11 protein-coding genes and 1 riboswitch are annotated in these 12,830 nt (G+C 44.6%); of the genes, 4 read left to right on the plus strand and 7 right to left on the minus strand.

The annotated features are described in order from the left end of the window. Positions 1 to 95: 95 nt before the first annotated feature. Entirely contained in the window at positions 96 to 836 is a 741-nt protein-coding gene (locus D4N35_RS16915) for a hypothetical protein (RefSeq protein WP_120075797.1), read from the plus strand. Here the strand turns inward: D4N35_RS16915 and D4N35_RS16920 are convergent. Further along, positions 833 to 2,665 carry a DNA ligase D gene (locus D4N35_RS16920; RefSeq protein ID WP_120075799.1) on the minus strand — a complete coding sequence of 611 codons (1,833 nt, stop codon included), beginning with the start codon at positions 2,663 to 2,665 and terminating at the stop codon, positions 833 to 835. The genes D4N35_RS16915 and D4N35_RS16920 overlap by 4 nt on opposite strands. A gap of 135 nt (positions 2,666 to 2,800) precedes the next feature. Here D4N35_RS16920 and ku point away from each other — a divergent pair, with 135 nt between their 5' ends. Both ku and D4N35_RS16930 read left to right on the plus strand, forming a co-directional pair. Then, the gene (gene ku, locus D4N35_RS16925; RefSeq protein ID WP_120075801.1) at positions 2,801 to 3,640 is read left to right on the plus strand and encodes a non-homologous end joining protein Ku; all 840 of its coding nucleotides are present in this window, start codon (positions 2,801 to 2,803) and stop codon (positions 3,638 to 3,640) included. Between the two features lie 263 nt (positions 3,641 to 3,903). After that, positions 3,904 to 4,104 (plus strand): cold-shock protein, encoded by a 201-nt coding sequence (locus D4N35_RS16930; protein ID WP_018707263.1) that lies wholly within the window; start codon positions 3,904 to 3,906, stop codon positions 4,102 to 4,104. 194 nt (positions 4,105 to 4,298) lie between these two features. On the opposite strand, the gene D4N35_RS16935 is transcribed toward D4N35_RS16930, so the two are convergent. The 3 genes from D4N35_RS16935 to D4N35_RS16945 are packed head-to-tail and all read right to left on the minus strand — an operon-like array spanning position 4,299 to position 8,025. Next, positions 4,299 to 5,339, minus strand: a complete 1,041-nt coding sequence (locus D4N35_RS16935) for a ribonucleotide-diphosphate reductase subunit beta (RefSeq protein WP_120075802.1) — start codon at positions 5,337 to 5,339, stop codon at positions 4,299 to 4,301. Continuing rightward, positions 5,315 to 5,758 (minus strand): flavodoxin, encoded by a 444-nt coding sequence (locus D4N35_RS16940; protein ID WP_120075804.1) that lies wholly within the window; start codon positions 5,756 to 5,758, stop codon positions 5,315 to 5,317. Before D4N35_RS16940 ends, D4N35_RS16935 begins: the two co-directional genes overlap by 25 nt. Next, entirely contained in the window at positions 5,743 to 8,025 is a 2,283-nt protein-coding gene (locus D4N35_RS16945) for a ribonucleoside-diphosphate reductase subunit alpha (protein WP_120075811.1), read from the minus strand. The genes D4N35_RS16940 and D4N35_RS16945 overlap by 16 nt, the downstream gene beginning before the upstream one ends. A gap of 126 nt (positions 8,026 to 8,151) precedes the next feature. Next, positions 8,152 to 8,330, minus strand: a riboswitch (cobalamin riboswitch). A gap of 375 nt (positions 8,331 to 8,705) precedes the next feature. Between D4N35_RS16945 and D4N35_RS16950 the strand changes: the two genes are divergently transcribed. Beyond that, a complete protein-coding gene (locus tag D4N35_RS16950; RefSeq protein ID WP_120075806.1) occupies positions 8,706 to 9,092 on the plus strand; it encodes a hypothetical protein in 387 nt (128 codons plus the stop codon). A 20-nt stretch (positions 9,093 to 9,112) separates the two neighbouring features. On the opposite strand, the gene D4N35_RS16955 is transcribed toward D4N35_RS16950, so the two are convergent. Genes D4N35_RS16955 through D4N35_RS16965 form a run of 3 tightly spaced genes read right to left on the minus strand, consistent with a single transcriptional unit; the run spans position 9,113 to position 12,767 of the window. Next, complete coding sequence (locus tag D4N35_RS16955) at positions 9,113 to 9,607, minus strand: (2Fe-2S)-binding protein (protein WP_120075808.1); 495 nt, start codon at positions 9,605 to 9,607, stop codon at positions 9,113 to 9,115. Next, on the minus strand, positions 9,604 to 10,431 hold the full coding sequence (locus tag D4N35_RS16960; protein WP_120075809.1) for an FAD binding domain-containing protein: 828 nt from the start codon (positions 10,429 to 10,431) through the stop codon (positions 9,604 to 9,606). The genes D4N35_RS16955 and D4N35_RS16960 overlap by 4 nt, the downstream gene beginning before the upstream one ends. Next, the gene (locus tag D4N35_RS16965; protein ID WP_235870422.1) at positions 10,428 to 12,767 is read right to left on the minus strand and encodes a xanthine dehydrogenase family protein molybdopterin-binding subunit; all 2,340 of its coding nucleotides are present in this window, start codon (positions 12,765 to 12,767) and stop codon (positions 10,428 to 10,430) included. The genes D4N35_RS16960 and D4N35_RS16965 overlap by 4 nt, the downstream gene beginning before the upstream one ends. Positions 12,768 to 12,830: the final 63 nt, after the last annotated feature.

Consider the following 12,830-nt stretch of genomic DNA (forward strand, 5'->3'; position numbering starts at 1 on the left):
ACCAGTTCACACTGGTGGTTTTGATTTTAAAAAGGTCATGTTCATAGGGCTTGTCTCGTATAATGTATCGAGACTCCTGAAATAGGGGGAAGAGGATGAATATAAAAGAACATTACTCTTTCATGGCCCGTCTGTATTTTCATCAAAGCATCCTGTTTACCGTCGTTTTTACGGTTATCATCCTGCCAAATGTGAAAAAAGCTGATTTTTTGCTGAGCAACCTGGCAGGCCTGGCTGTATTTCTATGCATGATATATTTTATATTGAGATGTTTATATTTTTCATATAAGATCAGTGCGGTGTCAATGATGCTCAGCAACGGCCCGATGGCCGAGCATAATGAAACCCTCCTCATCATCCCTTCACACAATGCCAATTGTCTGATGGAGGCTTACTCTTCAGACGGAATCCGGCGGCTTTCCCTATTGATCGTCAAAGGAAAGGAGAGGAGGGCCCGCCTGAAATATTATGAACTGGGAAAAAGGGGACGGCTGTTTAAAATCAATGAGCATGGAATAGGGACAACTGCTTACATGCATATAGACCAAAGCGGTATAAGCTTCATCACTTCGAAAAAAAAGCTTTCTGTGATGATCAATACTAGAGGCAGCAAAAGCCGCAGCTTTATTGTCGGCCCTGATCATTTCGAGCTCAAAAAGCCGTATTCGGACAGGATGTTATTAAAAAATGGACGGCCGGTCATGACTATAAAAAAAGGGTTGATGCCCATTAAGTGGCAGCAATACTTTTCTCCAAATACCCCCTTGCTGAAAGTGGATTCAAGCTTGTCAAAGGAAGAGAGAAGCCTCTGTTTATGTCTGCTGGTATTGTTTTAGCCTTGATTTCCCAAAAGATCAAGCACTTTCTCGAACGGCTGCTTGTTTTTGCAGTGAAAATATCCGGAAAATGGGTCTTTCATCTGGGCAAGTCTTTTGAGGACGGCATTCATAGTAAACTGGGCGGGGCATAGATCATCGGTCAGCTCGTCCCAATGAATGGGGGCAGCCACAAGTCCGTCCTCATTGTTCCTGACCGAATAAGGTGCGATGATCGTTTTTCCTTCGGCGTGCTGGACAAAATCGACATAGAGCCGTTCGCCCCGATTTTTTTTCAACCTTTCCGTAGTGAAAGAATCCGGATCATACTGCACCAAAAATTCGGCGACAAATGATGTAAACCGGCGGGTGTCCTCCCATGTAAACTGTCCTTCAGGCAATGGAATGTAGACTTGAAGCCCCTTATTACCGGACAGTTTTACAAATGACAATAGATTCAGTTCATCTAAAATCTGTTTAAGGATTGTAGCTGCGTATACAGCCAGCTGGAAGTGCGACCGGTCCGGGGGGTCAAGGTCAAAAACAATCTCGCTCACATACTTGCTTGCCACAGTATGAAAAGGGATGTGGAACTCGATCGCAAGCTGATTTCCGAGCCATATGAGTGATTTCAAATCGTTGCATACAATGTAGTCGATGCCATCTACTACGAATGATTCAACGAAACCGGGGGAGGTTTCCGGCTTGTTCTTCTGATAAAAGGATTCTCCGAATACACCGTGCGGGGACCTGATAACTGTAAGAGCCCGATTTTTCAAAAAAGGAAGCATGAAATGGGCTGTCTTTCTAAGATAGCGGACATAGTCCAGCTTCGTTGCATAATTTTTTTTCCATAAAACTTTATCCGGATGAGTGATTTCGATGTCGGAAGGGAACATTGCTTCGTCATATAAAAATTTTTCAAAAGTACAGTCGTCCGGATGAAGGTCAAACCGCAAACATTTGAAATGCGGCTCCCGCAGCTGATTGTCCGTCCATTCCAGATAGTTGATGTCAACACATATGCCGGGATCAACGAAATACATCGATCCCTCCCGTCCGGTATGGTTTTCAAGTATGGTTGTTTTCAACGCCGCCTTCGCCTCCGAATCAAGGCTGAATAAAAATTGGCCAAGCGGAAAAACAGTGCCTTCTTTCCAAACCCCAACATAAAAATACCCATTCTCTTCATCCATGGAAGTGATGAAACAGGATGCGGTTTTCCAATTTTTGATTTTCAGCCAGTTTGCGGATCTTTTACCCTCAAGCCATTTGCTTTGTGCCTGTTTGGCGACAATTCCTTCGCTGTCAAATTCCATCGCGGTATGCAAACTCTCTTTAAGGGATTTTGAAAAGGGGATGTATTGGAACAGCCTGCCATCTCCCGGGGCAGGGGAATCAGGGAGCCCAAGAATTTGGACCAGCTTTAATAATTTGCTTTTCCGCTGATGATAGGGCGAGGCAGCCAGGTCGCTTCCTTGACAGGATAATAAATCAAATAGGAGATAATGGCATGGCCATTCGCTTGATTCCAGTGATATTTTTTCTTTTGAGCGCATCCTTCCCCTTTGCTGCAGCTTTGAAAAATTAGCCTTGAACGGATTTTCCAAAATGACAAGTTCCCCATCCAACAAAATGGGAAGATATTCCTTCATTTTTTCTAAATTTGCGTCCAAAAAAGTTTTTATTTCCGGGAATTGTGGAAGCATATCCTTGCCGTTCCTGCTCCAAAGGTGTACTTCATGCTCTGTCCATTCCAACAATCCACGATACCCGTCATATTTTAATTCATAGAGCCAGTTTCCTTTTTGGGGTGGATCAAAGGTTAAAGTGGGAAGCATAGGCCTCATCGAAATCACACCTTTTCAGCATTTTCTCTACATGTAGTTTTTCCTAACCGATTTTTTTTACCAAAAGTTTATGTGTGTATATCTTGGGGCCATGAACAAAAGCTATGGAAAAACCAAGCAGACAAGGGTGACCATATGCATACAATGTGGAAAGGAAGCATCAGTTTCGGGCTTGTGAACATCCCGATCAAACTGCATGCCGCAACAGAAGATAAAAATGTTAAATTCCGGTCATTGCACAATGAATGCCACACACCTATCAAGTACGAAAAGGTTTGTCCCACATGTGAAAAGGAGATTGGCACCAAGGACATTGTCAAAGGCTATGAAGTCACAAAAGGAAAATTTGTCGTCGTTGAAGAGGACGAATTAAGTGGATTGAAAGAGGCGGTGGAAGAAAAAGCGGTGGAAATCATCGATTTTATTAAATTGGATGAAATCGATCCCATATATTTCAACCGAAGCTATTATATGTCCCCTGATGGCGGAAATAAAGCTTATGGACTGCTCAGGAAAGCTTTGACCGAGTCGGAAAAAGTAGGGCTCGCAAAAATCATGATCCGTTCCAAGGAACAACTCGCGGTCATTCGGGTTTATCAAGATACCCTTTTAATGGAAACGATCCACTTTCCGGATGAAGTTCGAAAAGCCGCTGACGTCCCCAATGTCCCATCCGAGGATAATGTGACAAAGAAGGAGATCGATACGGCGATTATGCTTATTGATCAATTGACCACCACATTTGATCCGGAAAAGTATAAAGACGAATACCGAACGAAGGTTCTTGAATTGATTGAAGCGAAACGGACAGGAAAAGATCTGGTCACTGTGAAGGAAAAAGAGCCTGCAGCCCAAATGACTGATCTGATGGCTGCGCTTCAGGCTTCAATCGACAGGACCAAGCCCAAAACAAAACGGCCGGCTAAAGCAAAAAAGCCTGCAGCGAAAACTTCTGCAGCTGGAGAGAAAAAATAATGAATAAAAAATACAGGAAACGGGTAAAAAAATATTAACATAAAAAAATAACTTTGCCCGCTTCTTGTTTTTTTCTTTTCGTTCATGTATAATGAATGTGAAGTAAGGATATGAATTTTATTTACCAGTAATTGGAGTTACCATTATTCACATGTTATAATGAATATCTACTCCAGCAAGTGGGTATTTATTATAATATGTGAATTTTTATTTACCCGGTAAATATTAGGAACATATTAAATAATTTTTGGAGGTTTTTGTGCATGACAACTGGTACAGTTAAATGGTTTAACAGTGAGAAAGGTTTTGGATTCATCGAAGTAGAAGGCGGAAATGACGTATTCGTACATTTCAGCGCTATTCAAGGTGAAGGATTCAAAACTCTTGATGAAGGTCAACAAGTGGAATTTGAAATCGTTGAAGGCCAACGTGGACCACAAGCGGAAAACGTTGTTAAACTATAATTTTATTCATGAAAAGAACTGCCCTATTGAGTGGCAGTTCTTTTTTTACTGTTAGGAAATTATAAAATGCTCAGGTTGTGAGTAACTTATTTGTCACTTAGTGCTGCGTCCGGCTCCAGCGCCTATCGACTAGCAGACTTCACGCTTCTTCCTACGATAAGTCAACATCGCTCCGCTCCGCTGCGCGTGTTTNATTATAATTCATCAAATCCGTTCAGATCGCTTGTTTTGGTGTATTGGCGGGATTTTTGTTCGAAAAAGTCCGTTTTCGTATCATCAAAATTGTCTACATAGGCACGGATCCATTTCATCGGATTATCAACATAATCTTCATACATTTCGCTCAACCCCAGCATTCTAAGCATTTTATTTGCTCTGTACTTGATATAGCCTTCCATCTCAATGAGGTCGATTCCATCAATTCCATCCAGTACATAGCGGCTCCAATTCATTTCCTGATCGACCGAATGGCGGAACTGGCCGTATACCCAATCCGTAAATTCCGCCGTATTACATTCCGGATTTTCGGCCAGAGTGGCACGGAACAGATCGCTGATAAAACGGCCATGCTGAAGCTCGTCGCGGTTAATATAAGAAATCATCGTGGATGTTCCGACCATTTTTTGATTTCTTGCCATGTTATAGAAGAAAGCAAATCCTGAATAAAAGAATAATCCTTCAAGCAATGCTGTGTAGACCATTGCCTTTAAAACATTTTCAATGGAAGGGTTCAATGCAAACTCATTATACACTTGCATGATCCTTTCATTTCTTTTCAGTAACACTTCATCTTTTCTTCCGGTTTCAAATGATTCATTTTGTCTGTCAAAAGAAGTGACGGAAGAAAGGACATATGCGTAACTGTGGTTGTGCTCGCTCTCCTGGTCGGCGATTGTCGCCATGATTGATTTTACAGAAGGGTCGGTTGAGTAATGGCCGATTCTGGCTGCAATATCAGTCTGCGGGCCGTCAAGTGTCGCAAGCAATCCGATAATTTTTAAAAATGCATCCTGTTCTTTTTCTGGAAGTGTTGGAAACTGCTTGATATCCTGGGTCATATCCACCTCGCTTGCACGCCAGAATAATGCACGGATCTGCTCCCTGTGATTGTAGAAATGAGGGTAGGCAAGGTCGTTCCAATTCAAGATGCCGCTGGCCTTTCCCCCGAACAGTGCTGTCGATTTATTAGGATTCAGTGGTTCCAAAACGGCTACTTTGTCAAGTGTTTTAGGCATTGATTCAATACTCCTTCCGTCCATTTTTTTACTGTCTTTTCCTGAGAGCCTCTGGGACTTTGTTCAATTTTTAAAGGCTCAAATGATGAATGATAAAATGCCGCGAGTTTTTCAGCAGCATGGCAAAACAATGCATCGCCCCCGAATTGCGTATCTCCTGTTCCAAATACATAAACGCTGGGCGGCTTATACCCGATTTCGTAGACAAAATCCTTTACAATTTCCGGAGTTTTCCCTTTCCCCCAAGTAAAGGTTCCGACCAGCATGGCGTCAAAGCGGGAAGGATCGGGTGCAGGTCCCGATCCGATCCGGTGCAAAAGGGTGGAATGCCCTTTTGTTGAAAAAATGTCATCGATGATTTCGGCCGTCTCTTTCGTGTTTCCGCTGAAGCTGGCATAGCAGATCAGGATTCGCACCATACACAATCCTCTATATCCGATGCGGTCGATCTCACGTAATACGTTGTTTTCAACCCTGAATCCCAAGCCTGCAAATGCAAATCGAGCATGACCTGCGCCTTAATATGATTCGGGACGTAAAAGTTAAATGAGACGGCCTGGTCGATATGTCGCTGTCTCGCAGCATTTTGCTGGATGGACCAGCGCTGATCCACAATGTATGCCGATTTCCTGTACACATTGTATGTATGATGGTCAAGGTCCGGCGCAACAACCGGAAGCTTATAATTTTTCTTTTCTTCATGGTAAAACGGTTTGAAGACGGGGTCGATGCTGGCAGTCGAGCCCGCTATGACAGATGTGCTTGAATTTGGAGCAACTGCCATCAAGTACCCGTTTCTTATGCCGTGTTCTTTTACATCATCCATGATTTCTTTCCACTCATTTTCGTTGTCATCCGCAAGGTAGCCGCGCACTTCAAAGTAATGGCCTGTCTGCCAGTCGCTTCCTTCAAACAGCGGGTAAGCGCCTTTTTCTTTTGCCAGCTGCACGCTTGCTTTGATGGTCAATTGGGCAATTTTCTCATATAGGCTGTCCGCCAATTGAACAGCCTCTTTGGATTCCCAGGCGATGCCCTTTAAGGCCAGCAGGTGATGCCAGCCGAAGGTTCCGAGGCCGATGGCACGGTATTTTTGATTAGTAATGGCAGCCTGCTTGACATCAATCGTATTCAGGTCGATGACATTATCCAGCATTCTTACCTGGATAGGAATCAGCCTCTCCAAAATCTCAAAGTTGTCCCCATTCGGATCAACCGATTTTCCCAGATTGATGGAAGAGAGGTTGCATACGACAAAATCACCGGCTTTTTTATATGAAATGATCGTATCCCCATCAACCGTTTCCTCACAATGAATGGTAGGGGACATATTTTGCATGATTTCTGTACATAAATTGCTGGAATACACCATTCCGGCATGTTTGTTTGGATTCATGCGGTTCACTTGATCCCTGTAAAACATGAAAGGAGTGCCTGTTTCCAACTGGGACTTCATGATTCGGATCATGATCTGGATGGCAGGAATCGTTGTTTTGGTCAATTGTTCACACTGGACACATTCTTCGTATTTTTCCCTGAATGAACCTGCGCCTTTTTCTTCATCATAAAAGTCTTCCAAAGAATAGCCCATCACTTGTTTCACTTCATAAGGGTCGAATAAATGCCAGTCTCCGCGTCTTTCAACCTGCTCCATGAACAGGTCGGGCAGGCAGACCCCTGTAAAAATATCGTGCGCCCGCTGCCTTTCGTCTCCGTTGTTGAGCTTCAAGTCGAGAAAAGAAAGGATATCGGCATGCCATACGTCAAGATAGACGGCAATGGCGCCTTTGCGCCTTCCAAGCTGGTCTACGCTGACTGCCGTGTTGTTCAACTGTTTAATCCACGGGACAACGCCTGATGAAGCGCCTTTAAACCCTTTGATGGAGCTGCCGCGTGCTCTCACCTTGCCCATGTAGACGCCGATTCCGCCTCCGTCTTTGGATAGTCTGGCAACATCCGTGTTGCTGTTGTATATGCCGATCAGGGAGTCATCCACGGTATCAATGAAGCAGCTCGACAATTGCCCGTGGGCGAGCCCGGCATTGGCAAGTGTCGGCGTTGCAACCGTCATATAGAGATTTGAAAGCGCCCAGTAGCTTTCCGCCACATGTTCCAAGCGTTTATCTGCCGCTTCATCCTGCATGAGATGCATCGCAATGATGAGCCATCTTTCCTGTGGCAGCTCGAATGTGTTCTTTTCATGGTCAACAGCCAAATATCTTGTAGCCAGCGTATGCAGGCCTGTATAATCAAAAAGGTAATCACGCTCCGGATCAATCAGCTTTGACAATTGATCGATTTCCTGTTTACTGTATTTTTCCAAAAGGGAGGGGGAATAAATCCCTTTTTCCGTCAACGCTGTTATAAGGCTGTAAAAATCGCCGTATTTCTTATTTTTATCATAGGAACGGCTTTCGGCAGCCCTTCTGTATAAATCGTGCAAATATATTTTTGCTGCATCAAAAGACCATTGTGTATTCAATTCATCAACGTTTTCCAGCGCGGATTGAATGAGCAGGTCTGTAATATGCTCTGCTTTTAGCTCTGTTTTTGCTTCAATACTTCTAAAAATTTTATCGCGGTAGTCCATTGAATCTATCAAAGTGACTCTCTTAAGAAATTTGTCCAGCCGATCCCTGTCAAATGGTTTTTTTCTGTTTCCATCTTCTTTAACGATGATTGTTGTCATTTTTAATAGAAACCTCCTGTTTTCTCCAATAAAAAAATCCACTCCGGGGAACAGAGCGGAACAAACGATAGGGAAAAAAGGAAACAGTTTCGCTATCGTTTCATCTTCCCAACCCCCGAAGAATTGAAACTCGGACAAGAAAAGGCAGGTCTCCTGACTTGTGCATCATCCTACTGGGGAACCTTCCCGTTTATGGACAGTGGTTCTTTCCCGGTCGTTCGCACTTACAGTTGCGGGGACAGTTCCGGATTTTCACCGGATTCCCTTTTAAGCCCTCAATGGGCACCTCGTCTTGTGAATTATCAATATATTGTGTTGTGTAAAATATTTGTCACCAAATATAGTGTCGATTGTGATTTTATCATGAGTAAAATTGAAATACAAGCACAATCTTTTTTCTTTTAAGAGAATGGCAGGCAACCTTGATAAGGAGGGGGAGAAGCGGTAACCTCGACAATTGGGGTGTAATTGCAGGACAGGAAGGCTAGATATGCAGTTTGATATATTTGAAATCTTGAAGTACATATCCTTGTTTATTTTAGCATTTATTGTTTTGTTGTCGGAACTCTCGTTTTGATTTTTATCTGTTTAAAAAATTTTTCCCAGTTGAAAATATGGATAAAACCTTTCTGATGTATGAAAAATAATGACTAAGCAATTTTATCTGGGAGGAATCCGATGTGAACAGTAACCAAAAAAAACAGCAGGCGGAACTGCAAGCATTTGCACAGAAAATAAATCAGCAGGAAGCCCAAAAAAACGATCAGCAGCTGGAACAGCAATTCCAGTCACAAAAAAAGCAGGCGATCCAAGCCATGCAGCAGGCAGAAATGACGATCCGGCAAAATGCTTCAGTGACTGATATTCAATCATTGCAGCAGGCGCAGCAGCAGCTTCAGCAGGCAACGCAGCAATTGAGCCAAATGCAGGGGATCTCCGTCACACACTCGACAAGCGCCCAGCAGCAACAGCTGGAACAGGTCCAGCAGCAGATCGAACAGGCTTCCCAAACTTTGCAGCTGATTCAATCATTAAATAGCGGCGACAAGAGCTTTAAGAAAGGTTAAGAGGAAGATGTCCCCGGCTTTCACGTAAGCCGAGGGTTCTTTTTTTCCGCATCCAGGACTGACTTGACCGCTTCCTTTATTTCGGCGTATCCTGTACACCTGCATAGGTTTGATTCAAGCCATTCTTCAATCGTCTCATCCGATGCATCAGGGTGAGCCTGCAATAAAGCGTGGCAATTTAAAACGAACCCAGGTGTGCAATATCCGCATTGGATGGCCCATTTTTCAACAAATGCCTTTTGGATAGGCGAATCTTTCAGCTCCTCAATCGTCAAAAGGGATTTATTCAAAGCCTCAATTGATAAAACAAGGCAGGAATGCACTGGCTTTCCATCCATCAAAATAGTGCAGGCACCGCAATCACCATTTCCGCAGGCGGGCTTCGCTCCGCTTAACCCCAGCTGCCCCCTTAGAGTCTGAAGGAGGGTATCTCCGGACCGGATGATCGCTTCCCGTGTTTCTCCGTTAACATGAAACTGTACGACCGACTTTCCTTTTCCGTGAGAAAGCATCATTTCGCCGCTGCCTCCAAATCCTTGATCATCAGGAAAAGACCATTTTTTAAAATGAACTTTCGATATTTGGCAGAACCCTGAAAATCCTCAATAACAGGTGCAGGAAGATGTTCAAGTGATTTCTCAACCCGGGCAGAAGGTGATAGTGAGTCATCGTTTAATGCTGATTCCAATTCTTTTGACCGGAACGGACTGGAACAGATCCCCGAAAAAGCAGCTGTAATTTTGTCCTGCTCTTTAACCGCCGCTATTGTTACGAGCGGATATCCCACTTTTGAACATCTCGTTTTCTTGTAGTGGAAGAAGGGAAGAGATGCGTATTTCTTGTCAATTATGATTTGGGTCACCATTTCGCCGGGTTCCAGCTGGAGTCGATTGGATGAACCCAACGAAATCAGTCTTTCTCGGTCACTGCCTGCGATTTTTAGTTTTGCCTCCGACAACAACAGCGGAAGCATGCCTTCCCGATAGATCAAACGGCTGTTCAAATGCCCGCCGATGGTAATTTTGTTTCTGGATGTATGGTCGGCGATCCGTCTGATTGTTTCGGCAAGAAGGGGAAAACAGCCCGCCTCGATGACTTCATTTAACGTAAGGGCAGCACCCAGGACAATTTGCTCCCCATCATCTATAAATTCATGGCACTCAGGTATCCCTTTAATATCAATGATTGCTTCCGCCTGAATGTTGTTGTTCCTGGCAAAAGTGATGAACTCGGTTCCTCCGCAAAATATGGAGGCCTTTTTTGCCCCCAATGATTGCATCAATCCCACTGCATCATTCACATTATCAGGGCGGTAGTATTCAAAATCAAAAGGAATCATTCCAAAGCCTCCTTTTGTTTCCAAATGAGCTCGGAAATGAGAGGCAATCGGTTCAGGTTTGTCTGGACTGCTGCCGAAAGAGCGTTCGCTAGCGCAGCAGGCATCCCTATGACTCCATATTCCCCGATTCCCCGCGCCCCGAAAGGGCCATCAGCCGATGGTGTCTCTATGAAATCAACAAGGTACTCATCAGGCTCTTCACCGAATCGGAGCATTTGATACGTTCTCAATTGAGGATTTTGTACAATTCCATTTCCGTCAAAAATAAACGACTCACTGCTGGCAAAACTGAGTCCCAAATACATGCCGCCCCTCATTTGCTGGGCGGCTGTCGCCGGGTTAATGATAGTACCTCCGTCCAATACAGTGACAGCCTTTAAAATTTTATAAGAGTAATCTTCCGGATGCAATTCTATTTCAACAGCCTGTGCGCCGATTGACCACCACGGACCAGGCTTGCCGAATCCGGTATTTTTGTCCATAGGGGTCAAATGCCTCTGAATATATCTTCCATAACCTACGATTTGCCCTTCGATCGCATGGCCATTAGGGAACTTATAGCCAAGCGCCAGGTCTTTAAGCTCAACTCCGTATTCCGGACTCGGCTTCAAATAAACGCGCCCTCCGCCGACATCAAGATCTTCTTCCGAACATTTGAGAACGATGGATGCCGTTCTTTTCAGTTTGGTTTTGGCATCTTTTGCGGCGGCCAGTACAGCCCTTCCCGCAAGAAATGTCGTACTGCTCGCAACGGTTCTCCATTGGTGCGGATCATACTGGGTGTTCACTTCCATCGTTACATGGATTTTATCTGTTTCCAATCCCAGTTCTTCCGCCGCAATCTGCGCCAAAATGGTTTTCGTTCCCTGTCCAAGCTCTATGGCAGCACAGTTCAGGTTGACTCTGCCGTCTGCTTCGAAAGTTAAAAAGGCTCCGGCTTGGGCATTAGTGGCAGTTGTCGATGTTTTCCAAAACAGGCTGATGCCTTTAGCTTTGATTTTCCCTTCTTTTTCCGTTCTTTGGCCCTCGTCCCAGTTGATTAATTCCTTTGCCCTTTCAAGACATTTTTTTGCGTCTCCGATATTATTGGCATTTAGCGCCGTTTGGGTTGGGGAAGTTGCCCCAGGTTTAATTGAATTTATGAGACGAAGTTGTACCGGATCGATATCGAGCTTTTCTGCAAGCTGATCCATTGTTCTTTCAACGGCAAATGTCAGCTCAGGGTGGGCATAGCCGCGAAATGATGTGGCGTAGAGGTGGTTTGTATACATGCAGTATGAATCGCACCACACGTTGGGAACATCATAGGGGCCGGTGCAATCAAGCGCTGCTGCTCTTGTAATGCCTGCCGCCTGGTCCGTATAGGCGCCCGAATCGATTAGATAAGTGTATTGGCCTGCAGTCAGCTTTCCTTCCTTTGTAGCACCCAATCTGACTGTGGCATGAAGCCCGATATGGCCAGGTGCGGTGATCAAGTCTTCTTCACGGTCATATTGCAGCCTCACAAGCTTCCCGCCGGTCATTTTGGAGGCCAAATAGGCGAGAGGCTCCAGTTGAACGGTGCCTTTTCCTCCAAATGCCCCGCCCAGCAGAGGGACATGGACTACGATATTCCCGACCTCGATATTAAAAAATTGATTTAGTACCTTTTTGATAGTGTAGGGAGATTGCGTGCTAGAATGAACAATAACCCTGCCCGAAGGGTTTATTTCAACGCTGCAGGTTCTCGTTTCCAAAGCTGCATGATCAGAAAGGTTAAATTCATACTCCGCTGTCACTTTCACTTCGGACTGTTCCCATGCCTTGCTGAAATCGCCTTTGCGTATTTTGATATGGCTCCCGATATTAGTTCCGGCGACAGGATACACATTGCTGATGATTTTTTGATATTGTCCGGAATTCTCATGGACCAAAGGGGAATCCTTTTGGAATGCCTCTTTTGCCGAATTGACAACCGGGAGCGGTTCATAATCTACCTTAATTGATAATGCCGCCTGTTTAGCCTGATACTCATTGTCGGCAACGACCAATGCAACCGGCTCACCGTAGTAGCGGACTTTGTCGATCGCCAAAGGGGGGCGGTCCGCCAATATGGGCCCGATGTGAAATGGGAACATCTTTCCGGTAATGACAGCGCGGACCCCCGGCACCTTCCAAGCGTCACCTGTATGAATGTATTTGAGTTTTGCGTGTGCATATGTACTTGTTGCCAGTTTCGCATGCAGCGTATCCGGGTAGCTTAGATCTCCGGCATATTTAAGGGTCCCTTCCACTTTTTCCAACGCATCGATTCTTAGCTGCGGCTGGCCGACTTTTGTCAAAACCTTACTGAACAATGAAAACCCTCCTTCTTCCAATCGGGTTATTTTTTATCTGAGTAAGAAAGCATTCCTGTATTT

Origin of the sequence: Siminovitchia fortis (assembly GCF_003605365.2) — a bacterium.
Taxonomy (GTDB): domain Bacteria; phylum Bacillota; class Bacilli; order Bacillales; family Bacillaceae_C; genus Siminovitchia; species Siminovitchia fortis.

Bases quoted from the DNA above. Each gene is read 5' to 3' on its own strand.
- D4N35_RS16935 (WP_120075802.1), bottom strand. From the start codon at position 5,339: ATGCCTAAAACACTTGACAAAGTAGCCGTTTTGGAACCACTGAATCCT.
- D4N35_RS16955 (WP_120075808.1), bottom strand. From the start codon at position 9,607: ATGATGCTTTCTCACGGAAAAGGAAAGTCGGTCGTACAGTTTCATGTT.
- ku (WP_120075801.1), top strand. From the start codon at position 2,801: ATGCATACAATGTGGAAAGGAAGCATCAGTTTCGGGCTTGTGAACATC.
- D4N35_RS16920 (WP_120075799.1), bottom strand. From the start codon at position 2,665: ATGAGGCCTATGCTTCCCACTTTAACCTTTGATCCACCCCAAAAAGGA.
- D4N35_RS16940 (WP_120075804.1), bottom strand. From the start codon at position 5,758: ATGGTGCGAATCCTGATCTGCTATGCCAGCTTCAGCGGAAACACGAAA.
- D4N35_RS16945 (WP_120075811.1), bottom strand. From the start codon at position 8,025: ATGACAACAATCATCGTTAAAGAAGATGGAAACAGAAAAAAACCATTT.
- D4N35_RS16930 (WP_018707263.1), top strand. From the start codon at position 3,904: ATGACAACTGGTACAGTTAAATGGTTTAACAGTGAGAAAGGTTTTGGA.
- D4N35_RS16960 (WP_120075809.1), bottom strand. From the start codon at position 10,431: ATGATTCCTTTTGATTTTGAATACTACCGCCCTGATAATGTGAATGAT.
- D4N35_RS16915 (WP_120075797.1), top strand. From the start codon at position 96: ATGAATATAAAAGAACATTACTCTTTCATGGCCCGTCTGTATTTTCAT.